Raw genomic sequence first — 24,058 nt, 5'->3', positions numbered from 1 at the left:
TCACTTCACCGCCACGGGGTTCACCGGGGAGCCCACGGCGCGGGTGAAGGGCAGCGGCTGCGCGGAGAGGAAGAACTCGTAGACCCCGTCGGCGGCGCAGTCGGCGGCCAGGGCGTCGAGGTCCCACATCTCCCCCAGCAGCAGGCCGATGTGCGGCAGCGCCACCTGGTGCAGCGGCTGCATGGCGCCCGGCCACTCGTTGGGCCGGACCTCCACGCCCCAGGTGTCGGTGGCGACGGCGGCGATCTCGCTGCCGTGCAGCCAGCCGGCGGTCTCGAACGACAGGCCCGGTGCCGGCCCGCCGGCGTAGCCGCCCCAGCCCTCGCCGGCGGCCAGCCGGCGGCGGACGCGGGTGAGCTGGCCGGTGCGCATCAGCACGATGTCGCCCCGGCGGACCCGCGCGGTCTCCCCCTGGCGGCGGATCGTCTCCTCGAGGTCGGCGCTGGTGATCGGGCAGCCGTCGGGCAGCTCGCCGTCCTCCCCGAGCGCGCGGCCGACGTCGAGCAGCACCCCCCGGCCGACGACCGGGGCGGCCAGGTGCTCGATGCCGGTGGCGACATCGCCCTCGCTGGTGACGACCTCGCGCCCCACCCGGCCGTTCCAGGCGACGCCGTGGTCGAAGACGTGCCCGAGGCCGTCCCACTGCGTGGAGCACTGCAGCGGCATGTAGACGGCGTCGTCGGCGACCGACAGGCCGTGCGGCAGGCCCATCTGCTCGGGGGTGTCCATGCCGGTGGACATCATCGTGTGCACCGGGTTGACCCGGCGCTTCCAGCCGAACTGCGGGCCGTTCTCGTCGAAGGGGAGCGACAGGCTGAACGACTCGCCCCGTCGGACGAGCGTGGCCGCCACGGCGCGGGTGGCGGCGTCGAGGTGGTTGACCGTGCCCAGCGCGTCGTCAGCGCCCCACCGGTTCCAGTTGCCGAACCGCTTCGCGGAGTCCGCGATCGCCGCCTCGGGGTCCTCGCCGAACTCGGCGGTGACGTCGTATCCGTTCACAGGTCCAGCCCCAGGAGTCGGGCGGCGTTGCCGCCGCGGATGGCGTCGGTGGTGGCGGCGTCGAACCCGGCCGCCTCCAGGCGGTCGACGGGGTCCTCGACGCCCATGTCGAAGGGGTAGTCGCTGCCGAGGGTCACCTGGCCCGCGCCCATGACCGAGACCAGGTGGCGCAGCTGCTCGGGGGTGTAGACGAGTGAGTCCACCCAGGTGCGGCGCAGCAGTTCCGAGGGCGGCGCCTCGGTGGTGTGGGCGTCGCCGCGGGCGGCCCAGGCGTGGTCGGCGCGGGTGACGTAGCTGGGCAGGTAGCCGCCGCCGTGCGCGGACCAGATCCGCAGGCCCGGGTGCCGCTCGAGCAGGCCGGAGAAGACGATCCGTGACAGGGCCAGTGCCGTCTCGGTCGGGTTGCCGACGCTGTTGAAGAGGTAGTAGGCGTTGAGCCGTTCACCGAGCGTGCAGCCCCACGGGTGGATGAGGACGGCAGTGCCGAGCTCCTCGGCGGCGGCCCAGAAGTCGGCGAGCGAGGGGTCGTCGAGCTCGCGTTCCGGGCCGGCCGCGGTCGAGATCTGCACCCCGCGCGCGCCGAGGTCGCGCACCGCCGTCTGCAACTGACCGACGGCCAGATCGGGGTGCTGCAGGGACACCGTGCCGATCGGCAGCAGCCGGTCCGGTGCCTTCGCGCAAGCCTCGGCCACGCCCTCGTTGGTGGTCGCGACGATCCGCGCGGCGAGGTCCCGGTCGGCCCAGGCGTGCGGCAGCGGCGTCGCCGACACGGCCTGCACGTCGACCCGGGCGGCGTCCATCGCGGCCAGCCGCAGGTCCAGGTCGGTCAGCCGCGGGGCGAGCTCGGCGATGTGCCGCAGGTTGTAGGCGAGGGACTCCGGCCCGAGCGTGGCGGCGTCGACGCCCCGCTGCTGCGCGAGGCCCGGCTGCCCCTCCAGCAGGGCGTCGACGGCGGGGACGGCGACGTGGGCGTGCACGTCGATGGCGGGCACGTGTGACGGCGATGACACGGCAGCAGCATCGGTCCTCGACGCGTCGGGCGGAACCGCGGATTCCGCATGCCCAGCCATTCACCCGGCGGATGCGTCATCGCGGCCCCGGGCGTCGAGGAGGAACCGGCGCAGCCAGGAGTGGGCGGGGTCCCGCTGCGCCGAGCGGTGCCAGTACAGGCACTCCACCAGCGGCTCGGGCAGGAACGGCGCGGCCAGGACGCGCACCTCCGACCCTGGTCGCAGCCGGTGCGCCAGCCCCTCCGGCAGGAAGCCGATGCGGTCGGTCCCCTCGACGAGGGCCGGCACGACGGAGAAGGACTCGACGTTCACGGTGCCGGTGGCGGTGATCCCGCGGACGGTGAGCAGCCGCTCGATGTGCGCGCCCGATCCCAGGTCGTGGAAGAGCCCGACGAGGGAGCGGCCGGCGAGGTCGGCCTCTGCGAGGACGTCCCCCTCGGGGGCTGCGTCCGCGTCGACGATCGCCACCCACGGCTCGCTCGACAGCGGCTCGCTGGGGTGGCCGCTGAGGAAAGCCCGAGGGGCGAGCAGCAGGTCGGTGCGGCGCATGACGGTCTCGGTGTCCCGCACGAAGCCGTGGTCGACCTGCACGAGGTCCACCACCACCCCCGGGGCGATCCGCTGGAGACCGCGCAGCCGCGGCGCCAGGAGCGTCATGCCGTAGTCGCTGGCCGCGATCCGGAACGACTGGGCGGCGGTGGCCGGGTCGAACGACGCCTGCAGGCGCAGCACCCGCTCGACCATGCCCAGCGCCGGCTCCACCGCGTGCTGCAGCTCGCGGGCCACCGGGGTCAGCGTGAGCCCCCGTCCCTCACGGACGAGGAGGTCGTCCCCGAACTGGCGCCGCAACCGTGCGAGCGCGTTGCTCATGGCCGGCTGGCTCAGGCCCACGACCTGCGCGGCTCTGGTGACGTTCTGCTCCTGCAGGAGCGCCCGCAGGGCCACGAGCAGGTTGAGGTCCACCCCGGCGAGGTTCATCGCGCCCCCGATCCATTCACTCGACGGATGCCTTGGATTGGAGAGAATCATTTCCGTGTGGCCTGAGCCACCCCTTACCTTCCGCGGCTGTGACCTCCGCCATACCGGCCGACGCTCGCCCGAGCCCGCCGACGACACCTCCCCCCGCGCTGACGGCGCGGGGGGTCGGGTTGTCCTTCGCCGGCCTGCGCGCCCTCGACGCCGTCGACTTCGAGATCCCCGCCGGTGGCACCTCGGCGGTGATCGGGCCCAACGGCGCCGGCAAGACCACGCTGTTCAACTGCGTCAGCGGGCTCTACCGCTACGAGGGCGACCTCGCGCTGTACGGCGAGTCGCTCGGCCGGCTGCGCCCGCACCAGCGCGCGCGCCGGGGCATCGCCCGGACCTTCCAGACCCCGGCTCTGCTCGACACCGAGTCGGCCCTGCAGAACGTGGCGCTCGGCGCCGCCGCGCACAGCCGGGTCGGCGTCCTCGACGCCATGCTCGTCACCCCCCGCCGCCGGCGCGAGGAGCGTGCGACGCTCGAGCAGGCCCTCGACCTGCTGCAGCGCTTCGGCATCGCGTCGCTGGCCGGTCGGCCGGTCGCGGGCCTGGCCCACGGCGACCGCCGGCGGGTGGAGGTGGCCCGGGCGCTCATGGGCTCCCCCCGCCTGCTCATGCTCGACGAGCCCGCCGCCGGTCTCGGTGACGGCGAGGCCCGGGACCTCCTCGCCGAGGTCGAGGCGCACGCCGGTCCCGAGGCCACGGTGCTGCTGGTCGAGCACGACGTCGCGCTGGTGATGTCGGTGGCCCGCCGCGTGGTCGTCCTCGACTCCGGCCGGCTGCTCGCCGTCGGCACGCCCGACGAGGTGCGGGCCGACCCCCGCGTCGTCGAGGCCTACCTCGGCGCCGAGCACGTCGACGACGACCCCGCTCTCGAGCGGCTGCACGGCACCACCGGAGTCCCGGCATGAGCGCACTGCTCGAGGTCGCCGGGCTGACCGCCGGCTACGGCGGTGTCCGGGTGCTGCACGGCATCGACCTGACCGTCGGCGAGAACGAGATCGTCGCCGTCCTCGGGGCCAACGGGGCCGGGAAGACGACGCTGCTGCGGGCCCTGTCGGGCACGGTCCGGTCCGCCGGCCAGGTGACGCTCGCCGGCCAGTACCTAGCCCGCACGGGTGCCGCCCGCATCGCGCGCGGCGGACTGGGGCACGTCCCCCAGGGGCGCGGGACCTTCACCGGCCTCACCGTTGAGGAGAACATCCGCCTGGGCGTCATCTCCCGCCCGGCCGCGAGCCGCCACCGCACGACCGACGACCTCGAGCGCATCTACGCGACCTTCCCGGTGCTCCGCGAGATGCGCCGGCGTCCGGCCGGGGCCCTCTCGGGTGGCCAGCAGCAGATGCTCGCGCTGGCCCGCGCGCTGCTCGCCCGCCCTCGTCTGCTGCTCATCGACGAGCCGTCGCTGGGCCTGGCGCCGCTGACGTCCGCGGACATGTTCACCGTCCTCGGCAGCCTCCGCCGGGAGTGGTCGCTGTCGGTGCTGCTCGCCGAGCAGAACGCACGGGCGTCGCTGCGGGTCGCCGACCGCGGCGTCGTCCTGGCCCGCGGACGGGTCGTCGCGGCCGCGCCGGCCGATGAACTCGCCGCGGACGAAGGCCTGCGCGCCGCCTATCTCGGCGAGTCCCCCGACGGCGTGACGGAGGTGTCCTCGTGACCGAACTGCTGCAGCAGACCGCGTCCGGGTTGACGACGGGACTGGTCTACGCCGCCCTCGCGCTGGCCATCGCGCTGGTCTTCCAGGGCACCGGCACGCTGAACTTCGCCCAGGGCGAGTTCGCCACGCTGGCGGCCTTCGTGTCCTTCGCCCTCAGCACCGCCGGGCTCTCGTGGTGGCTGGTCGTCCCGGTGCTCGTCGTCCTCGCGTTCGTCTTCGGCGCCGGCGTGGAGCGGCTGCTCGTGCGGCCTGTCGAGAGCAGCGGTCCGCTGGCGCTGCTGACGGTCACCGCTGCGCTGCTGCTCGGCACCAATGCCGTCGTGGCGCTGATCTGGGGCACCGACGTCCGCTCGATGCCCAGCCCCTTCGGCGGAGCCGTCTACCACCTCGGGCCCCTGACCTTCACCGCCCAGGCCCTCGGCGGCGGGGCACTCGTCCTGGTGGCGATGCTCGCGTGCGGGCTGGTCTTCCGGTTCACCCCGCTGGGGCTGCGCCTGCGTGCCGTCGCCGACAACCCCGACTCCGCCCAGCTCCTCGGCATCTCGACCGGCCTGATGCTGGCCGTCGGCTGGGGCATCGCCGCCGCCGTCGGCGCCGTCGCCGGCCTGGTGGCCGCCCCCACGCTCGGCCTGTCGCCGGAGCTCATGACCAACGCGCTGCTGCTCGCCCTGGCAGCCGTGACGCTCGGCGGCTTCTCCAGCCGGATCGGCGCCGTCGTGGGCGGCCTGCTGATCGGCGTCCTGTCCAACCTGGCCAGCCGGTACGTCCCCGGCATCGGAGGTGACCTCCAGTTGGTGGTCCCGTTCGCCGTCATCTTCCTGGTCCTGCTCGTCCGGCCCCAGGGGCTGTTCGGGCGCGCATCGACGGTACGTGCCTGATGGCCACCTCGATCTCCGGACCGCCCACCCGCACGACCGGCCCGGCGTCCGCCGCCGCCTCCCCCTCGGCCGCGCCGGAGGTGGCCGAGCTGCGCCCGGTCTGGCGGCGGCCGGTCACCTGGGTGTGGACGGCGGCGTTCGTCGTCGCGCTCGTCGTGCCGTTCCTGGTCAGCGACTACGACCTCTTCAAGGCCACCCGGGTGCTGACCATCGCCATCGCCGTGGCGGGGCTGAACCTGCTCATCGGCCGGGCCGGGCAGATCAGTGCCGGTCACGGTGCCCTCTACGGCCTCGGCGCCTACACCGCGATGATCGTGGTCAAGGAGCTGGGGTGGGCCTGGCCGCCGGCGGTCCTGGCCGCCGTCGCCGTCTCGGGGGCGGCCGGCTGGCTGATCGGCCTGCCGGCGCTGCGGGTGCGCGGCCTCAACCTCGGGCTGCTCACCATCGCCATCGCCGCGATCTTCCCCCTGCTGCTGAACCGCTTCGAGGGCATCACCGGCGGCACGATCGGGCTGCAGCTGGCCGGCTCGCCCCTCACGCCGCCCGCCGCGCTGGCGCTCACGCCCGAGCAGTTCCAGTTCCTGCTGCTGGTCGTCGTCCTGGCCGTGGTGCTGGTGCTGCTGCGCAACCTCACGACCGGCCCGCTCGGCCGGGCCGTCGAGGCCCTGCGGACCAACCCGCTCATGGCGCGCTCGGAGGGCGTCGACGTCAACCGGCTCACGCTGACGGTCTTCGGCATCAGCAGTGCCGTCGCGGGCCTGGGCGGTGCCCTCGGCGGGCTCGTCCTCGCCTCGACCGTGCCCGACAGCTACTCGATGTTCTTCTCGCTGACGCTGCTGTCGGCCTGCGTCGTCGGTGGATCCCGCACGTGGGCGGGCTCCCTCGTCGGGGCCGCCTTCATCGTCTACCTGCCCGACGTCATCAGCCAGCAGATCGGTTCGACGACCGGCGGCCAGTGGTCGCAGCTGGTCTACGCCGCAGCCCTCCTGCTGACCCTCTTCTTCCTCCCGGCCGGCGTCGCCGGCGGAGCCGGACGGCTCGTCGCCCGGCTCATCGGAGGCCTGCGCAGACGCCCCCGGGCCTGACTCCCGAGATCCGCACCACCCCGTTCCATCCGGGGCCGGCGACCGCCGTCCCCTCCTGTCCCGCACTGCGCCGTCGCAGTGGAGAGCGAGGTCCCCATGTCCGTCCACGCTGGCCTGGTCCCGCGCCGAGCGCTCGTCGCGCTCGCCGCCGGCAGCCTCCTGCTGACCGCCGCCTGCAGCGGCCGCGCCGAGGACTCGTCCGGCTCCGCATCCGGATCGGGCGCGGGCTCCGACGAGCCGATCGTCGTCGGGTTGAGCTTCCCGCTGAGCGGTCCGCTCTCCGGGGCCTCGGCGGTAGCCGACGGCGCCGCGGCCTACTTCGCACGCGTCAACGCCGAGGGCGGGGTGAACGGCCGCGAGATCGACTACCAGGTCCTGGACGACGCCTACGACCCGGCGCGCCAGGCCGAGAACGCGCGTCAGCTCGTCGACCAGGAGGGCGCCGACGTCGTCCTGACCTTCGGCGGCATCTCCTCGGCCACGGCGCCCTACCTCAACGGCGAGCAGGTGGCGCACGTCGCCTTCGGCACCCAGACCGCCCTCTCCGACACCGCGGCCACGCCCTTCACGCGGGGCTGGTTCCCGGACGGGACCTGGGAGGGACAGGTCGTCGGGCAGCACATCACCGAGGTGTCGCCCGACGCCACGGTGGGGGTGCTGGGTCCCAACAACGACCTCACCACGAGCCAGGTGGAGGGCCTGGCCGCAGCGGGGGTGACGCCGGCCAAGGTGCTCACGGTGGCCCCGGGCGTCGTGGACCTGACCGGCCAGCTCAACGAGATGCGCGGCGCCGGGGTCGACACCCTGTTCCTCGCCGTCGTCGGACCGGCGCAGCCGGCGACCCTGCGCACGATGGCCGACATCGGGTACCGGCCGACGACGTACCTCTACAGCGCCGGTTCGGACTTCGCGACCAGCATCGGCCCGGCCGGCCTGGAGAACGTGACGAACGCCTACACGGCGCAATACTTCAAGGACCCGGCCGACCCGCGCTGGGCCGACGACGAGGGCGTCCAGGCCTTCCAGGAGGACATCGCGGAGTACGGCGACGAGGCCAACGCCGACTCCTACCTCGCGATCGAGGGGTACGGGGCCGGCGCGGCCGTCGTGGCTGCGCTCGAGGAGTCCGGCGGCGAGGGTGGCGACGCCTTCACCGGAGCCTGGGACTCGATCGACGGCCTGGACAACCCCGCCATCCTGCCCGACATGCAGCTGTCGGCAGGTCCTGGCAGTCGGCTGGTCCACCAGTACCGGATGCTGCAGTTCGACGGCACGAGCTGGCAGGACGCCGGTGACGTCATCGACGCGGACGACTTCGCGCAGGGCTGACCCCGGCGGTGCCGCCCTCCTGCTCCGGCAGGAGGGCGGCACCGGTCCTACGCCGGCCCGGCGGGCGCTCCCCGCGTCCCCGGCCGGAGCAGTTCGGCCTCCGCGACGGCCAGCAGCTGCCCGCGCAGCCACACGTGTCCCGGGTCGCGGTCACGCCGCGCGTGCCAGAACGCCGACTGCTGCAGGAGGGGCAGGGGGACGTCCGGCTCCAGGACGCGCACGTCCGCGGCGGCGGCCACCCGGAGGGCCAGCCGCTCGGGCACCACGGCGACCAGCTCGGTGCCCGGCAGCATGAGCGGCATCGTCACGAAACCGCTCGCCGTCGCCGCCACGCGCCGGGTGCACCCGGCCGCGTCCAGCTCCTCCTCGACGATCGATCGCCGGCCCTCGACGACGTACTCCAGGTACGGCGACCCCGCCAGCAGCTCCGCCGTGAGCCGCTCCCCCGCCCGCGGGTGCTCCGCCCACACCAGGCCGACGAACCGGTCGACGATGACCGGCATCCGCGAGCAGCCGGGCAACGACCGCTCGTCGACGATCCGGTCGGGCAGCACGGCGACGTCGACCTCGTCCCGCTGGAGGGCGTCGAGGTACCGGCTCCCGACCGGCGAGGCGTCCAGCCGCAGCCCCGTGGCCAGGCCCGAGAGTCGGGCCACGAGCGGGCGCAGGAGGGTCACGGCGACGTAGTCGCTCCCGACGACGGAGAACCGGCGGGTGTCGGCGGTGGGATCGAACGTCGGCGGCGCGACGATCGTCTGCTCGATCGCCGCCAGCACCTCGCGGACGGGCTCGATCAACGACTCCGCACGGGGGGTGAGCTCGAGGTACCGCCCGTTCTTGTAGAGCAGCTCGTCGCCGAGGGTGCGCCGCAGCCGGGCGAGCGCCGTGCTGACCGCCGGCTGCGACAGATGGAGGCTCTCCGCCGCGCGGGTCACGTTCTTCTCCCGCAGCAGGGCGTCCAGCACGACCAGCAGGTTGAGGTCGACCTGCCCCAGCTTCACGGGTTCTCTCCGTCCTGCGCGGTCGTGACGGCCATCACGACGGTGGATCGCAGCCAACCACGCTGTGCATTTCCGGACGACGGAGGTCCTCCCTAGCGTCGGGAGGACTCGACGAGGAGGCGCGATGCCCGACACCCGCACACGGGTACTGGTCACCGACGTGGCATGGCCCACGACCGACGTGGAACGCGGCGTGCTGGCCGCGGCCGGTGCCGAGCTGGTCCTGTCCCCGACCGGGGACCCGACGGAGCTCGCGCGGCTGGCCGCGGAGGCCGATGCGATCCTCACCTGCTTCGCCAAGGTCACCGCCGAGGTGCTGGACGCCGCTCCCCGCTGCCGGACGGTGGCGCGGTACGGCGTCGGCGTGGACAACATCGACGTCGCGCACGCCACCGACCTCGGCATGGTGGTCAGCAACGTCCCCGTGTACTGCGTGGACGAGGTCGCCGACTCGGCGCTGCTCGGCATCCTGGCCCTCGCCCGCCGGCTGCTGCCCCTGAACCGGGATGTCGCCCGGGGCGGATGGGGACGGGCCGTCCCCGGCGCCGGCACCCGGCTGCGCGGCAAGGTCCTGGGACTGGTCGGCCTCGGCGTCATCGGTTCCGCGCTGGCCTCCCGGGCCCAGGCACTCGGGCTGGACGTGGTCGCCTACGACCTGTCGGGCCGCCCGGTGCCCGGGGTGCGCGTCGTCGACTCGCTCGAGGAGCTGCTCGGCGTGGCCGACGCCGTCTCGCTGCACGTGCCGCTCACCGAGCGGACACACCACCTCATCGGCGCCGAGCAGCTCGCGCGGATGAAGCCGACCGCGTGGCTGGTCAACACCGCCCGCGGTCCGCTCGTCGACAGCGACGCCCTGCTGGCCGCTCTGGAGGCCGGGGAGATCGCCGGCGCGGCGCTGGACGTCACGGACCCGGAGCCCCTGCCCGCCGACTCCCCGCTGCGCACCCGCGACGACGTCGTCCTCACGCCGCACACGGCGTTCTCCTCCGACGGCTCCCTCGCCGAGCTGGCCATGCGCGCCGCCACCAACGTCGTCGACGTCCTGCAGGGACGGGTGCCCGCCACGGTGGTCAACCCCCAGGTGCTCGCCAGCCCCGTGCTGCGCGGCCCGTTGGAGCCCCGGTGACCGCGGCCGCCACCCCGGACACCGATGCGCTGACGGCCCACCTGGTGCGCCGCGGGCTGGTCGACCCGTCGGCCGGCGTGCGGGTGCGCCCGCTGGCCGGCGGGGTCTCCAACGACGTCGTCGCGGTCACCGCACCCGGCCTCGATGCCGTGGTCAAGCAGGCTCTCGGCCGGCTGCGGGTGGCCGAGGAGTGGCTGGCCGACCCCGCCCGGCTCGACACCGAGGGCCGGGCCCTGCAGCTGGCGGGGCGGATCGCCCCGGCCGCCGTCCCCCGAGTGTTCGACCTCGCCGACGGCTACCTGGTCATCGAGCGGGCCCCCGACAGCTGGGTTCCCTGGAAGTGGCAGCTGCTGACCGGCGACGCCGACGCCGGCGTCGCCGCGCAGCTCGGCCGGGTGCTCGGCGCGTGGCAGCGGGCCACCGCCGGCGACGCCGCGGTGGCGCGGGACTTCGGGGACCGAACCGCCTTCGGGCAGCTGCGGATCGACCCCTTCCACCGGACCGTCGCCGCCCGCCACCCCGACCTGGCCGGCGTCGTCGACACGACGATCCGGGAGATGGCGGCGTCGGCGGCCTGCCTCGTCCACGGCGACTACACGCCCAAGAACGTCCTCGTCGCCCCGGACGGCGCCGCTGTGTGGGTGATCGACTGGGAGGTGGCGCACGTCGGCGACCCCACCTTCGACCCGGCGTGGACGATCGGCCACCTGCTCCTCAAGACCGTGCACCGGCCCTCCTCGGCGGCCGGCTACGCCGCCGCGGGCCGGGCGTTCCTCGCCGCGCTCCACGACGCCCTCGACGGGGCGCTCCGCCTCGACCCCGGGCAGCTGGTCCGGCAGACCGGGTGCCTGCTGCTCGCCCGCGTCGACGGCAAGAGCCCGGCCGACTACCTCACCGACGACCAGCGCCCGCGCGTGCGCGACCTCGCCCGCCGGCTGCTCACCGACCCACCGCACACGATCACCGACGCCTGGGAGCTGCTCGCATGAGCGACACCACCATCACCGGCCTGCTCGCCTGGGAGGCCCTGGACTCCCGCGGCAAGCCCACGGTCGCCTGCGAGGTCCGGCTCGACGGCGGCGCCACCGGCCGCGCCACCGTCCCCTCGGGAGCCTCGACCGGTCGCCACGAGGCCCGCGAGCTGCGCGACGGCGGCGACCGGTACGGCGGCCAGGGCGTGCGCCGCGCGGTGGCCCACGTGACCGGCGAGATCGCCGACGCCGTCCGCGGCACCGACGCGACCGATCAGGCCGGGCTGGACGCCGGCCTGCGGGCGCTCGACGGCACGGTCGACCTCGGCCGGCTCGGCGCCAACGCCGTCCTCGCCGTCTCGGTGGCCGCGGCCGTGGCCGGTGCCTCCGCGCAGGGACTCCCCCTGTACCGCGCCGTCGCCGACGGCACCGACCCCCTCCTCCCCCTCCCGATGGTCAACGTCATCTCCGGCGGCGCCCACTCGGGCCGGTCGATCGACGTGCAGGACTTCCTCGCCGTACCGGTCGGCGCGACGTCCTTCGCCGAGGCGATCGAGTGGGCGGCGCGGGTGCGCGCCGGATCGGCCGAGGAGCTCTCCTCCCGGGGACTGCCGGTCGCCCTGGTCGCCGACGAGGGCGGACTCGGACCGCTGCTGCCCACCAACCGCTCCGCGCTCGACGTCCTCGTCGCCGGCATCGAGCGCGCGGGCCTGCGCCCCGGGGACGACGTGGGCATCGCCATCGACGTCGCCGCGACCCAGCTCGTGGCGGAGGACGGCCGGTACGTGCTGGCCGCCGAGGACCGCGTGCTGGCCGCCGACGGCCTCGTCGAGGAGCTCGCCGCCTGGTGCGACGCCTATCCGATCGTGTCGCTGGAGGACGCCCTGGCCGAGGACGACTGGAGCGGCTGGCGGACCGGCACGCAGCGGCTGGCCGGGCGGCAGCTGCTGGGGGACGACCTGTTCGTGACGAACCCGGAGCGGCTGCAGCGCGGCATCGACGAGGGCGTGGCCAACGCCGTGCTGGTCAAGCCCAACCAGATCGGCACGCTCGACACCGCCCGGTCGGTCGTGCGCCGGGCACACGCCGCCGGGTACGCCACCGTGCTGTCGGCCCGGTCCGGTGAGACCGAGGACGACTGGCTCGCCGACCTCGCCGTCGGCTGGCGCACCGGCCAGATCAAGGTCGGGTCGACGATGCGCTCGGAGCGGACGGCCAAGTGGAACCGGCTGCTGCGCATCGAGGCCGAGCTGGGCGACCGGATCGCCTACGCCGGCCGCTCGGCTCTGCAGGTGCTCTCGTGAACCGGCGCGTCGACGGACACGCCCTCGGCCGCTTCGACGACGGCACCGGCCCCTTTCCCGGCCTCGTCGTGGGCGACCGGGTCCTCCGGCTGGTGGACGACGGCCTGGTGAAGGGAGCGGCGACCTACCTCGAGCTGCTCGAGCAGTGGGCCGAGGTCGCGCCGCGCCTCGGTGCCCTCGCGGCGGAAGCCGGCCCGACCGACGGGATCCCGGTCGCCGACCTGCGGACCCTGGCTCCCGTGGAGCCCCGGCAGGTGTTCCAGGCGGGCGCGAACTACCGCTCGCACGTCGCGCAGATCATCGTCTCCGGCGCCGGCCCCGACGATCCGCGGTCGGAGGACGAGCTGCGGCGCCACGCCGACGAGGAGATGGACGAGACCGCGCGCAGCGGCAGCCCGTTCGTCTTCGTGACCCTGCCGAGCGCGATCTGCGGCCCGGACGACGACGTCGTCCTCCCCCGCGACGCCGCGCAGGTCGACTGGGAGGCCGAACTGGCCGTCGTCATCGGCCGGCGCGCCCACAAGGTCCCGCGGGAGCGGGCGATGGACCACGTCGCGGGCTTCACCGTCTGCAACGACATCAGTGCCCGGGACCTGCAGTTCCCACCCCAGCACAAGGCGCTCGGCGGGGACTGGCTGCGCGCCAAGAGCCGTCCGACCTTCCTGCCCACCGGCCCCTTCCTCGTCCCGGCCGATCAGGTCCCCGACCACCGGCAGCTGCGCATCACCTTCGACCTCGGCGGTGAGCGCAAGCAGGACGACGTCCCGGCGAACATGCTCTTCGACGTCCCCGCGCTGATCGCGTCGGTCTCCGCGGCCGCCGTCCTGCTCCCCGGGGACCTGCTGCTCACCGGCAGCCCCGCCGGCAACGGCGGGCACTGGAAGCGGTGGCTGCAGCCCGGCGACGTCATGGAGACCGCCATCGAGGGCCTCGGCGTCCAGCGCAACCGCTGCGTGGCCGAGGAGGGGTGACCCCCGTCCCGGGCGACCGCGGCCGGGAGTGCACCGTCACCGGCGTCCGGCCGGTGGCCGACCGCATCGTCGAGGTCCGACTGGAGGCCGCGGACGGTGGGCGGCTGCCGCGCTGGGCGCCGGGCGCGCACGTCGACCTGGTCGTGCCGACCGGTCTCGCCCGGCCCTACTCCCTCGCCGGGGACCCCGTCGAGCGGTCCTGGCGTCTCCTGGTGGCCCGCTCGCCCGGAGCGGGGGCCTCGGCGCACGTGCACGACGCGCTGCGCGCCGGGGACACGGTGCGCGTCCGCGGTCCCCGGCACCTGTTCGCCCTGGGAGGAGGCGGCCGCTACCTCTTCCTCTGCTCGGGCGCCGGGATCGCGCCGCTGCTGCCGATGGCCCGCATGGTCCGGGCGGCACGCGTCTACCCGTGGTCGCTCGTGCACGTCGACACCTCCTCCCGCCTGCTGTCGCTGCGCGCGGAGGTCGAGGGGCTCGGCCCGACGGCGTCGGTCGTGCGCACGCACGCCGAGGGGCTCGCGGCGCTCGACGGCCTCCCGCGAGGCACCGCCGTGTACGCGGCCGGCAGCAGCCGCTTCGTCGACGCGGTCACGGAGGCGGCCGGCGCGGACGTCGCGGTCCACCGGCAGCGGTTCGACGCACCGGCGCAAGCATCCGGCTCCGGCCGGCCCTACGAGGTGGTCCTCGCCCGGCGCGGGGAGCGCATCCGGGTGGAGCCGGGCACCGACCTGCTCACCGCCCTGCACGGGGCCGGCGCCGACGTCCCGGTCTCCTGCGGCGCCGGCATCTGCGGTGCGTGCGTCGTCCCCGTGCTGCAGGGCGCGGTCGAGCACCGGGACTCCGTCCTGACGGCCGGGGACCGGATCGCCGGCCGGCGGATCGTCACCTGCGTGTCCCGGGCGGCCGCCGATCGGCTCGTCCTCGACCTGTGACGCGACCTGTGAGCTGCGTCATGCGTCCGGTGGATCGCAGAGATAGCAACGCAGCATTTCCGCTCGGTCCGCACCGTTCCTAGCGTCCGACGTGACAGGAGCCGCACCACTCTCACCGGGAGGGCCACCGTGAAGGGCCACATCGCGAAGCTGGGCTACGTGGGCGTGCAGACGCCCCGCCACGAGGAGTTCCGGACCTGGGGTCCGGAGGTGCTGGGCTGCATGCTGGGCCCCGACGGCGAGGACGGCGCCGTCCGGCTGAAGATCGACGACGCCGACTACCGGCTGTCGCTGCACCCCGGCGACGAGCACCGCTTCCTCTACGCGGGCTGGGAGGTCGTCAACCACCGCGACCTCGACGCGGCGGTCAAGCGCCTCGAGGACAACGGCGCCAAGCCGCGGTACGCCGACAAGGCCCTGGCCGAGAAGCGCGGCGTCGACGTCCTCGTGCAGTTCGAGGACCCGTTCGGCCTGCCGCAGGAGCTCTTCTGCTACCAGGAGTCCAACTACCACTTCTGGCACCCGCCGCGGCCGCACGCCGGCTTCGTCACCCAGGAGCAGGGGCTCGGCCACGTCGTCTTCGTGGTCCCCGACGCGCGCAAGGCCGTCGACTTCTACATCGACGCCATGGGGTTCACCACCAGCGAGGTGCTCAAGATGAACGAGCCCCTCGGCGAGATGTGGTTCCTGCGGGTCAACCCGCGCCACCACAGCGTCGCGTTCCTCGAGATGCCGAACTCCCTGGGCCTGCACCACGTCTACCTGGAGTCCAAGGAGCTCGACGACGTCGGCTACTCCTACTACGACGTCCTCGGCGGGGACACCAACCCGGACCTGCAGATGACCTTCGGCCGGCACATCGGCGACCAGGTCATCTCCTACTACGTCCACACCGCCGGCGGCTTCATGATCGAGTACGGCTGGGGCGGCGCCTACATCGACGAGATGGACAAGCGCTCCCCCAACAACCTCAACTTCCGCAACGGCAAGCGGCAGGAACTGTGGGGCCACCACTTCCGCTTCCAGCCCAACGAGGCCGTCCACCCCTACCAGCCCTGACGCCGCGACCGTCCGCCCGCTGATCATTGATCGGCGGGCGGACGACGCGCTGGCGTGGCATGCCTTGGCGCCCTCGCCCCCCGGCCACTCCCCGTCGAGGGAGACCGCCATCCCGGGCCCGCCATCCCGATCGCCCGGAGGACCCTGTGGACCGCGCCCTGACGCACCGTGACGCCACGACGCAGGCCTCGCTGCGGCAGGCGTTCACCGGCCTCGGCTACGAGGTGATCCCGTTCAAGAAGACGGAGCAGGCGGTCCTCGCGCACGTCCCCAAGGACGTCCGCCTGACCGTGACGGCCTCCCCCGCCAAGGGCCAGGACGCGACCGTGGACCTCGCCGTCGCGCTCGCCGCGCACGGCTACTCGGTGGCCCCCCACCTGTCGGCGCGCCAGGTCCGCGACCGCTCCCACCTCGCCGACGTCGTCGCGCGCTGCCGGGAGGCCGGCATCACCGACGTCTTCGTGGTCGGCGGGGACCCGACGGAGGAGCCCACGGGGTTCCGGCACGCGCACGACCTGCTGGTCGCCCTGCACGAGCTCGACCACGGCTTCACCGACATCGGCATCGGCGGGCACCCCGAGGGGCACCCCACCGCGTCGACGGAGGTCATGTTCCAGGCGCTGGTGGACAAGGCGCCGCTGGCGACCCACATCGTGACGCAGATCGTCTTCGACCCGGCGGCCATCCTCCGGTGGGCCCGCGAGCTGCGCAGCCGCGGGATCGACCTGCCGGTGCACGTGGGCGTCCCCGGCGCGGTCCACCGCCAGAAGCTCCTGCGGGTCTCCGGCGGGCTGGGCATCGGGGAGTCGGCGAAGTTCCTCAAGAAGCAGCAGAACCTGCTCTGGCGCTTCTTCCTCCCCGGCGGCTACAGCCCGGACAAGATCATCAAGGGCCTGGCCCCGCACATCGGGAAGCCGGACAACGCCATCGAGGGCTTCCACGTCTTCACCTTCAACGACCTCGAGCCGACCGAAGCCTGGCGCCGTCGGACGCTGCAGGCGCTCCGTTGAGTCCCTCCGTCCTGGTCCGCCGTCCCCGCTCCCGACCGGAGAAGTCATGACCGCGCTGTCGACCACCGCCACGCCCCTACCGCGAAGCACCCCCGCCGGCGCACATGACGCCGACCAGGGCCGGCTGCTGATCCAGTGCTCCGACCAGCCCGGCATCGTCTCGGCGGTCAGCACGTTCCTCACCGGTGCGGGAGCGAACATCGTCTCCCTGGCGCAACACGCCGTCGACGAGGGGGGCGGGGCGTTCTTCCAGCGCACCGAGTTCCACCTGCCCGGGCTGCCCGCCGTGCGCGATCAGCTCGAGCGGGCCTTCGCAGCAGAGGTGGCCGCACGATTCGGCATGGACTTCCGCTTCAGCGAGGCCGCCAAGCCCAAGCGAGTGGCGATCATGGTGTCCACGACCGACCACTGCGTCCTCGACCTGCTCTGGCGCAACCGCCGTGGTGAGCTCGACATGAGCGTGGTCATGGTGATCTCCAACCACCCCGACCTCGCCGACCAGGTGCGCCCGTTCGGCGTGCCGTACTTCCACATCCCGGCCACCAAGGACAACCGGGCGGAGGCCGAGAGCCGGATCCTCGACCTGCTGCGGGACAACGTCGACCTCGTCGTGCTGGCCCGCTACATGCAGATCATCAGCCCCGACTTCCTGACCGGCGTCGGCTGCCCGCTGATCAACATCCACCACTCCTTCCTGCCGGCGTTCATCGGTGCCGGGCCGTACCAGAAGGCGAAGGACCGCGGCGTGAAGCTGATCGGCGCGACCGCGCACTACGTCACCGAAGACCTCGACGAGGGCCCGATCATCGAACAGGACGTGGTCCGGGTCGACCACCGTCACAGCGCCGCCGATCTCGTCCGTCTGGGCGCGGACGTCGAGCGGGCCGTGCTCTCGCGCGCCGTGCGCTGGCACTGCGAGGACCGCGTCGCTCGCCACGGCAACACGACGATCGTCTTCTGAGACACCCCCGTCGACTGCCCGCTCGGTCGACGGGTCGGCCGTCGCCCGACTCGTCCGGGACGAGTCGGCCGAGGGCGTCAGGACCGTCGTCGGCAGATGCACTCCCGTCGGCGGAGCTCATGGCCCGGCCGTTGCCGCGCACCCACCCGGCACCTCGACGAGCAGTGCCGGTGCGCCGATGTGCTCGTCGTCGCTGCAGGCGCCCCTGTCTCATCGGCCCGGATGTCCTCTGGCCCAGCGCCGGTGGTGAGGTGGGTCGGCAGCCGCCGAGGTGCGAGCGGTCTGCGCGGCGACGCCGACGCCGTCGCCGGTGCCCTGACCCCCGTGCCGGGGGCGCCGACCCGATCCCGTGAGGACGGAGGCGCCGGCCGGCCTGGCTCCGCGACCGCCGGCGGCCGACGGGGTTCCTCGCCGCGTCCCGTCGGAGCGCACCGGACGTCCGCGCACCCTCCTGCCGCCGACCGGCACCCGGTCGTGTGACGCGCGCCATGCACCGGATGGATCGGAGCAATATCAACACCGCATTTCCGCCCCGCCCGAGGTCTTCATACCGTGCCCTGTGACCCGGATCGCACCGCTCGGCCCCGGTCGAACCGAGCGGGTCACCTCGCCGTCGCGCTCCCCACGCCCGCCCACCACCCGATGGGACGTCTCATGATCGCTCGCACCGGCCAACACGCAGAACCACGGAGGCTTCGATGACCGCGGTCCGCAGGGTCCTGATCCAGGGCGCCGGCGTCGGCGGCCTCGCACTGGCCGCCGCGCTCGGCCAGCGCGGCATCGAGGTCGACGTCCTGGAGGCCTCGGGTCCGGAGGCCGTTCTCGGCGTCGGACTCAGCCAGCCGAACAACGCCCTCGCCGCCCTGGACGAGATCGGGGTCCGGGACGCCTGTCTGGAGGTCGGCTTCCCCTTCGAACCACTGGCGATCTGGAACCCCGCCGGTGTCGAGGTGGCGACCATCCCGCCGGCAGAGGGTCGGTACGGCAAGCCGTCGAACAACGCGATCAGCCGTCCGGTCTACAACGCCATCCTGCGGGAGGCCGCCGAGAAGGCGGGCGCCCGGATCCGCACCGGCTCCACGGTGTGGAACCTGACCGAGGACGCCGACGGGGTGGAGGTCGAACTGGCCACCTGGACCGGCAAGCGCACCCCACCGGTCCGCGACCACGGCGCGGGCAGCAACCGCTACGACCTGGTCGTCGGCTTCGACGGCGTCAACTCCAAGATCCGCGAGCACCTCTTCGGCGACCGGTACACACCCGAGTTCACCGGGTCCGCGTGCTGGCGGATCACGATGCCCCGCCCGGCCGACCTCACCCACATCGCGTTCGCCATCAACGGTCCGGCCAAGGCGGTGCTCACCCCGATCAGCGCCGAACAGATGTACTTCGGGCTCGTCACCCCCGAGCCCGACAACCCCCGGTTCGACCCCGCCGACTTCATCCGCCTCGCCCGGGAGCGCATGCAGGGCTTCTCCGGCCGGATCGGCGACATGCGCGACAGCATCACCGAGGACAACTACGTCAGCTACGCCCCGCTGTACCACGTGACCGTGCGGGAGCCGTGGTTCCGCGGCCGGCTCGCGATCGCCGGCGACGCTGCGCACACCGCTCCCCCGCACCTCGCGCAGGGCGCGGCCATGGCGGTGGAGGACGCCGTCACCCTCGCCGCCGCCCTCGAGGAGCATCCGACCCTGGACCGGGCCTTGTCGGCCTGGTACGAGCGCAGGCGGGACCGCGCGCTGTTCGTCGCCGACATGTCGTTGGCACTGCTCAAGCAGGAGACCGGCGGCGCCGACCTGACGCCCGCGGAGGCCGACCTCCTGGCGCTCGGCATCCCCGGCGCGCAGGCCCGCATCGCGCAGGAGGCCTATTGATGCGCGCCTACATGCTCCCGGCCGACGGGGCCTCCCCGGTCTTCGCCGACGTCGCCGTTCCCCAGCCGGCCGACGACGAGGTCCTGGTGCGGGTGACCGCGTCCTCGGTCAACCCGCACGACGCGATGGTCGCCAGCGGCGGCGCCGCCCGCTACATGACCTACCACTACCCGGTCGTGCTCGGCAGCGACCTCGCCGGCACGGTGGAGGCCCTCGGCAAGAACGTCGACGACCTCACTCCTGGCCAGCGGGTCTTCGGCCTGGTCCGCGAGCTCGTGGCGGCGCGCGGCTCGTTCGGCGAACTGGTCGCCATCCCGCGCGACTGGATCGCGCCCGTCCCCGACGGCGTGGACGATGCAGCCGCCGGGGCGCTCGGGCTGGCCGCGCTCACCGCACTGCGCTGCGTGGAGGCTGTCGCTCCCAGCACCGATGAGGTCGTCCTGGTCAACGGTGCCACTGGAGGCATCGGCAGCTACGCCGTGCAGATGCTGGTGGCCCGCGGAGCGACGGTGGTGGCCACCGCCCGGCCGGGCGAGGAGGAGAAGCACGTCCGGAAGACGGGTGCCACCGACGTCGTGGACTGGTCGACCGGGGAACTCGCCGAGCTGGTCCGCTCGCTGCACCCCGCCGGAGTCGCCGCGGTGATCGATCTGGTCAACCGCGACCAGGACGCGTTCACCGCCCTCGCCACCCGGGTGCTCGCTCCCGGCGGCCGGGTCGCCTGCACCGGACACGCCGCCGACGCCGACCGCCTGCCCGGCGTCGTGGCGACGAACGTGCGGGCCGCTGTCGACCAGGAAGCGCTGCGCACCATCGCCGACCTGGTCGGCACCGGTCGACTGCACGCGCCCATCACCGCGACCTTCCCCTTCGACGAGGTCCCTGCGGCCTTCGAAGCGCTCCGGACGGGGGCTCTCGGCAAGCTCGCGATCGACCGGATCGCCGCCCCGTCAACCCGACCCCACGAACAGAGGACGACATGAACCTGCCTTCCCTGCAGAGCGGTATCGACCAGGCCGGTAGCCCGGTGAAGCTGCTGTGGAAGCCGGGTACGCCGCCGGTCACCGTGCCGGTCGTGCCTCCGGAGATCGCCGGCTGGCGCGAGGAGCAGCGCGCCTGGTACGACGGCGTCGCCTACCTCGAGCTCTCCCACCACATGGCCGACCTGTTCGTGGAGGGCCCGGACGCGTTGCGCCTCCTCTCCAGGGTCGGGGCGAACAGCTTCGAGAACTACGCCATCGGTCAGGCGAAGCAGTTCATCGTGGTGAACGAGGAGGGCCTGCTCGTCCAGGACGGCATCCTGACCCGCCTCGCCGAGGACCGGTTCAACCTCGCCGGCATCGGCACCGCGGGCACCTGGGTGCAGCACGAGGCGGAGCGAGGGGGATACGACGTCACGCTGACCGTCGACCCCGACTCCGCGTTCCGCGGCGGCGCCGACCCGGTCCTCTTCCGGTTCCAGATCCAGGGCGCCAAGGCGATGGCCTTCCTGGAGTCCGTGTTCGGCGGGCCGATGCCCGCGGTGAAGTTCTTCCACTCCGCCGAGGTCACGCTGGCGGGCAGGACGTTCCGAGCGCTCCGGCACGGCATGACCGGCCAGCCCGGTTTCGAGTTCTTCGGGGCCTGGGAGGACTACGCGCCGGTCCGCGAAGCGGTGCTGGCAGCAGGTGAGCAGTTCGGCCTCGTCCAGGTCGGGGGGCTGGCCTACTACACCGCCGGCGTCGTGGGCGGTTGGCTGGCCACCCCGGTGCCGGCCATCTACACCTCGGAGAGCACGGCTGGATTCCGCAGCTTCACCAGCCTGTTCTCCTACGAGGGGCAGGGCGCCCTGCGGGGCAGCTTCTACTCCGACGACATCGAGGACTACTACCACTCTCCCTACGAGCTCGGATACGGCCGCTCGGTCTCGTTCAACCACGACTTCATCGGCAAGGACGCCCTCGCCGCAGCGAAGGACCAGGTGCACCGCCAGAAGGTCACCCTGGTCTGGGACGCGGACGACGTCGCGGCCGCGTTCGGGCCGGAGCGGGACTTCTTCCTGAGCTACACCAAGGACCGCGTGGAGAAGGACGCCCGGCTCATCGGTCTGTCCGAGTACGCCACGTACATCGACCCTGCGGGCGCCATCCACTCCATCGCCGTCATCGACCGCGAGCACGCCGAACCCGGCACCCAGGTCGAACTGGTCTGGGGCGAGCACCCCGGGCCCGGAACGGCTCCCGACGCGGATCTCGGCTCCTCGCGGATCAGGGCGACCGTGCAGCCGGCGCCGTACGACGACTACGCCCGAACGCAGTACCGGAAGTCCTGAGCCGGACGGTCGGGGCCCGTCGAGGAAGCGACGGGCCCCGACCAACGCCCCTGCGACCGGACTCCGCACCGGCGAACGGCAGCAGTCCTGGCGCCAGCACCCCCGCCCCCGGTCCGACGAGGCCGTCCCCCTACCAGCCCTGACCGGGCTCAGCGCCTGGACGAAGGAGTCCGCCGTGCCTGCCGTGAACACCGTCCTGGTCGTCGGTGGCGGCCCCGCCGGGGCCACTGCCGCGGTCCTGCTCGCCGACGCCGGGGTCGCCGTCGACCTGGTCGAGATCCGCCCCGAGGTGAGCGCTCTCGGCTCGGGCATCACCCTGCAGGGCAACGCGTTGCGCGTCCTCCGGCAGCTCGGCGTCCTCGACGAGTGCCTGGAGCACGGCTTCCCGTTCTCCCAGCTCGTCATCCGCGTGCCCGACCCGGCGGCGACGATCGTCGCCCGCGTCGACGACATCCCCTTCGGCGGCCCCGACCTGCCGGCGACCATGGGCATGTACCGGCCCCGCTTGGCCCGCATCCTCATGGACCGCGCCGAGCGGGCGGGGGTCAAGAGCCGGTTCTCCACGACGATCGAGTCGCTCGACCAGGACGACGACGGTGTCGACGTGACGTTCTCGGACGGCTCCTCCGGTCGCTACGACGTCGTCGTCGGCGCCGACGGACTGCGGTCGTGGACGCGGCGGATGCTCGAGATCCCGCTGGAGACCCGGTCGGTGGGCATGGGCGCCTTCCGGATGTTCGGGCCGAAGCCGGCGGACATCACCGAGTTCCACGCGATCTTCGGCGGCCCCTCGTACATGGCCCTCGTGTGTCCCACCTCGGAGTCGACGGCCTACTGGTCGCTCGTGGAACCGGCCCGGGACCGGACGACCCAGACGCCCGAGGAGCGGCTCGCGGACTTCCTGGAGCTCAGCCGCCCCTACCACGGCCCCTGGGACGAGGTGCGGGACTCGTTCACCGATCCGGCGGACCTCAACTACACGTGGTTCGAGCACCACCTGCTCGACGCCCCGTGGAACCGGGGCCGCGTCGTCCTCATCGGGGACGCCGTGCACACCTGCCCGCCGACCATCGCCCAGGGGGCGGCCATGGGCTTCGAGGACGCCGTCGTGCTGGCCGAGCTGCTCACCAGCCGGGAGTCGGTCGACGCGAGCCTGTGGGACGCGTTCACCGCCCGTCGCTTCGACCGGGTGAGGACCGTCGTCGAGGCGTCCATGCAGATGGCGCAGTGGAACCTCGACCACGTGCAGGGCGACGTCCCCGGCGTCACCCGTCGCGTCGCGGCCGCCGTCGGCACCCCAGCCTGATCCCGAACGAGAGGACGACGATGTCATCGAGCGCTCCAGGTCCGCGGGGGCGCGTCGCCGTCCTCGGCGGCGGCCCCGCCGGGATGGCGACGGCGCTGTCCGTGCACCGGGCCGGCCACGACGTGGTGGTCTTCGAGCGGCACCCCGAGGCACGTCCCGCCGGGAACGTGCTCAACCTGTGGCCGCCGCCGGTCAAGGCACTGCGGACGATGCGCGTGGACACCCAGGACCTCGGGGCCCCGTGCCACTCGCAGTTCCGCAACATCAAGGGGAAGGTCCGCGCCCACGTCAAGAGCGACCCCGAGGTCGAGGCGCAGTACGGACGGGGCGGTGGTTTCATCGGGCTGCTCCGGCCCGAGCTCTACGAGCGCATGCTGGCGGCGCTCCCCCCGGGCGTGCTGCGCACCAACCAGCTCGTCGAGCGGATCGAGCAGGACGACCGCGCGGTCACGCTCCACTTCGCCGACGGGACCACGCACGAGGCGGACCTGCTCGTCGGCGCCGACGGCATCCACTCACTGGTCCGGAGCACGCTGTGGGGCGACACCCCGATCCGGGAGCACCGCCTGCACGCCATCGCCGGGTTCACCTTCGCCGACGACATCGGCGGCGAGACCGGCATGTGCGTGATCGGCCACGGCCGCGAGGTGCAGGGCAGCTGGACCTCCATCCGGTACAAGGGCCGCGACGGGTACCAGTGGTGGGTGCTCGAGGCCACCGATCCCGAGGCGCCGGCGCCGGCAGACCTGCTGGCCCGGGCCAAGGAGCTCGGTGCACCCTTCCCGTACCCGCTGCCGCAGCTCATGGACCGCACCGCGCCGGAGGACGTGCAGCGCTGGGTGCTCCGGGACCGCGGCTACCTCGACCAGTGGTCGAAGGGGCGCATCACGCTGGCCGGCGACGCGGCCCACGCCACCTCCCCCTACGCGGCGTACGGCGCCGGGATGTCCATCGAGGACGGCTACTTCATCGGTCGTGCCCTCCGGGGCGTGGAGCTCACCGACCTCGCGGCCGTGCGGCAGGCCCTGCAGAGCTACGAGGAGCCGCGCAAGCCGCACGTCAACTTCCAGGTGAAGATGGCCTGGGAGAACGGGCAGCGGTTCCACCATGCGCCCCGGCTGCTGCAGCCGATCCGCGACTTCGTGTTCGACCACACGCCCTTTCTGCAGAAGATCGTCGGGGACACGAACCCGAGGGAGATCAACAAGCAGCTGGCGCTCATCACCGACTGACCGACGCCCGGGATCCCGG

Annotated in this window: 22 protein-coding genes; 18 read left to right on the top strand and 4 right to left on the bottom strand. The window is 73.4% G+C overall.

Features of this window, described 5'->3' with window-relative positions; genetic code table 11:
• From ACWIZO_RS19900 to ACWIZO_RS19890, 3 genes are all read right to left on the bottom strand, one after another.
• Positions 1-999, bottom strand: coding sequence for a cyclase family protein (locus tag ACWIZO_RS19900; protein ID WP_448639371.1), 999 nt, complete (start codon positions 997-999; stop codon positions 1-3).
• Complete coding sequence (locus tag ACWIZO_RS19895; protein ID WP_448639370.1) at positions 996-1,991, bottom strand: amidohydrolase family protein; 996 nt, start codon at positions 1,989-1,991, stop codon at positions 996-998. The genes ACWIZO_RS19900 and ACWIZO_RS19895 overlap by 4 nt, the downstream gene beginning before the upstream one ends.
• 78 nt (positions 1,992-2,069) lie before the next feature.
• A complete protein-coding gene (locus ACWIZO_RS19890) occupies positions 2,070-2,987 on the bottom strand; it encodes a LysR family transcriptional regulator (RefSeq protein WP_448639369.1) in 918 nt (305 codons plus the stop codon).
• A gap of 89 nt (positions 2,988-3,076) precedes the next feature.
• On the opposite strand from ACWIZO_RS19890, the gene ACWIZO_RS19885 reads away from it, so the two are divergent.
• The 5 genes from ACWIZO_RS19885 to ACWIZO_RS19865 all read left to right on the top strand — a co-directional run bounded on the left by ACWIZO_RS19885 (position 3,077) and on the right by ACWIZO_RS19865 (position 7,978).
• Positions 3,077-3,940, top strand: a complete 864-nt coding sequence (locus ACWIZO_RS19885) for an ABC transporter ATP-binding protein (protein WP_448639368.1) — start codon at positions 3,077-3,079, stop codon at positions 3,938-3,940.
• A complete protein-coding gene (locus ACWIZO_RS19880; RefSeq protein ID WP_448639367.1) occupies positions 3,937-4,686 on the top strand; it encodes an ABC transporter ATP-binding protein in 750 nt (249 codons plus the stop codon). The genes ACWIZO_RS19885 and ACWIZO_RS19880 overlap by 4 nt, the downstream gene beginning before the upstream one ends.
• Positions 4,683-5,564, top strand: a complete 882-nt coding sequence (locus tag ACWIZO_RS19875) for a branched-chain amino acid ABC transporter permease (protein ID WP_448639366.1) — start codon at positions 4,683-4,685, stop codon at positions 5,562-5,564. The genes ACWIZO_RS19880 and ACWIZO_RS19875 overlap by 4 nt, the downstream gene beginning before the upstream one ends.
• The gene (locus tag ACWIZO_RS19870; protein ID WP_448639365.1) at positions 5,564-6,649 is read left to right on the top strand and encodes a branched-chain amino acid ABC transporter permease; all 1,086 of its coding nucleotides are present in this window, start codon (positions 5,564-5,566) and stop codon (positions 6,647-6,649) included. Before ACWIZO_RS19875 ends, ACWIZO_RS19870 begins: the two co-directional genes overlap by 1 nt.
• Positions 6,650-6,745: 96 nt before the next feature.
• Positions 6,746-7,978 carry an ABC transporter substrate-binding protein gene (locus ACWIZO_RS19865; RefSeq protein ID WP_448639364.1) on the top strand — a complete coding sequence of 411 codons (1,233 nt, stop codon included), beginning with the start codon at positions 6,746-6,748 and terminating at the stop codon, positions 7,976-7,978.
• A 47-nt stretch (positions 7,979-8,025) separates the two neighbouring features.
• On the opposite strand, the gene ACWIZO_RS19860 is transcribed toward ACWIZO_RS19865, so the two are convergent.
• Complete coding sequence (locus ACWIZO_RS19860; protein ID WP_448639363.1) at positions 8,026-8,979, bottom strand: LysR family transcriptional regulator; 954 nt, start codon at positions 8,977-8,979, stop codon at positions 8,026-8,028.
• Positions 8,980-9,103: 124 nt separating this feature from the next.
• Here ACWIZO_RS19860 and ACWIZO_RS19855 point away from each other — a divergent pair, with 124 nt between their 5' ends.
• The 13 genes from ACWIZO_RS19855 (at position 9,104) to ACWIZO_RS19795 (ending at position 24,039) form a co-directional block, all read left to right on the top strand.
• On the top strand, positions 9,104-10,105 hold the full coding sequence (locus ACWIZO_RS19855) for a C-terminal binding protein (RefSeq protein ID WP_448639362.1): 1,002 nt from the start codon (positions 9,104-9,106) through the stop codon (positions 10,103-10,105).
• On the top strand, positions 10,102-11,094 hold the full coding sequence (locus ACWIZO_RS19850; RefSeq protein ID WP_448639361.1) for a phosphotransferase family protein: 993 nt from the start codon (positions 10,102-10,104) through the stop codon (positions 11,092-11,094). Before ACWIZO_RS19855 ends, ACWIZO_RS19850 begins: the two co-directional genes overlap by 4 nt.
• Positions 11,091-12,380 carry a phosphopyruvate hydratase gene (gene eno, locus ACWIZO_RS19845; protein ID WP_448639360.1) on the top strand — a complete coding sequence of 430 codons (1,290 nt, stop codon included), beginning with the start codon at positions 11,091-11,093 and terminating at the stop codon, positions 12,378-12,380. Before ACWIZO_RS19850 ends, eno begins: the two co-directional genes overlap by 4 nt.
• On the top strand, positions 12,377-13,351 hold the full coding sequence (locus ACWIZO_RS19840) for a fumarylacetoacetate hydrolase family protein (protein ID WP_448639359.1): 975 nt from the start codon (positions 12,377-12,379) through the stop codon (positions 13,349-13,351). Before eno ends, ACWIZO_RS19840 begins: the two co-directional genes overlap by 4 nt.
• The gene (locus ACWIZO_RS19835; RefSeq protein ID WP_448639358.1) at positions 13,348-14,283 is read left to right on the top strand and encodes a PDR/VanB family oxidoreductase; all 936 of its coding nucleotides are present in this window, start codon (positions 13,348-13,350) and stop codon (positions 14,281-14,283) included. Before ACWIZO_RS19840 ends, ACWIZO_RS19835 begins: the two co-directional genes overlap by 4 nt.
• A 129-nt stretch (positions 14,284-14,412) precedes the next feature.
• On the top strand, positions 14,413-15,342 hold the full coding sequence (locus ACWIZO_RS19830; protein ID WP_448639357.1) for a VOC family protein: 930 nt from the start codon (positions 14,413-14,415) through the stop codon (positions 15,340-15,342).
• 146 nt (positions 15,343-15,488) lie between these two features.
• Positions 15,489-16,352, top strand: coding sequence for a methylenetetrahydrofolate reductase (locus tag ACWIZO_RS19825; RefSeq protein ID WP_448639356.1), 864 nt, complete (start codon positions 15,489-15,491; stop codon positions 16,350-16,352).
• 46 nt (positions 16,353-16,398) lie between these two features.
• On the top strand, positions 16,399-17,313 hold the full coding sequence (gene purU, locus ACWIZO_RS19820) for a formyltetrahydrofolate deformylase (protein WP_448639355.1): 915 nt from the start codon (positions 16,399-16,401) through the stop codon (positions 17,311-17,313).
• Between the two features lie 698 nt (positions 17,314-18,011).
• Positions 18,012-19,190: an FAD-dependent monooxygenase gene (locus ACWIZO_RS19815; RefSeq protein WP_448639354.1), complete on the top strand. Its 1,179-nt coding sequence runs from the start codon at positions 18,012-18,014 to the stop codon at positions 19,188-19,190.
• A complete protein-coding gene (locus ACWIZO_RS19810; protein WP_448639353.1) occupies positions 19,190-20,173 on the top strand; it encodes a quinone oxidoreductase family protein in 984 nt (327 codons plus the stop codon). Before ACWIZO_RS19815 ends, ACWIZO_RS19810 begins: the two co-directional genes overlap by 1 nt.
• Complete coding sequence (locus tag ACWIZO_RS19805) at positions 20,170-21,501, top strand: aminomethyl transferase family protein (RefSeq protein WP_448639352.1); 1,332 nt, start codon at positions 20,170-20,172, stop codon at positions 21,499-21,501. The genes ACWIZO_RS19810 and ACWIZO_RS19805 overlap by 4 nt, the downstream gene beginning before the upstream one ends.
• A 175-nt stretch (positions 21,502-21,676) precedes the next feature.
• Positions 21,677-22,807: an FAD-dependent monooxygenase gene (locus ACWIZO_RS19800; RefSeq protein WP_448639351.1), complete on the top strand. Its 1,131-nt coding sequence runs from the start codon at positions 21,677-21,679 to the stop codon at positions 22,805-22,807.
• Between the two features lie 20 nt (positions 22,808-22,827).
• Positions 22,828-24,039, top strand: a complete 1,212-nt coding sequence (locus tag ACWIZO_RS19795; protein ID WP_448639350.1) for an FAD-dependent oxidoreductase — start codon at positions 22,828-22,830, stop codon at positions 24,037-24,039.
• Positions 24,040-24,058 lie beyond the last annotated feature (19 nt).

Source organism: Geodermatophilus sp. URMC 63, assembly GCF_053502565.1.
Note: the sequence above shows the minus strand (reverse complement) of the source record. Positions and strands in the feature narration are given on the sequence as shown.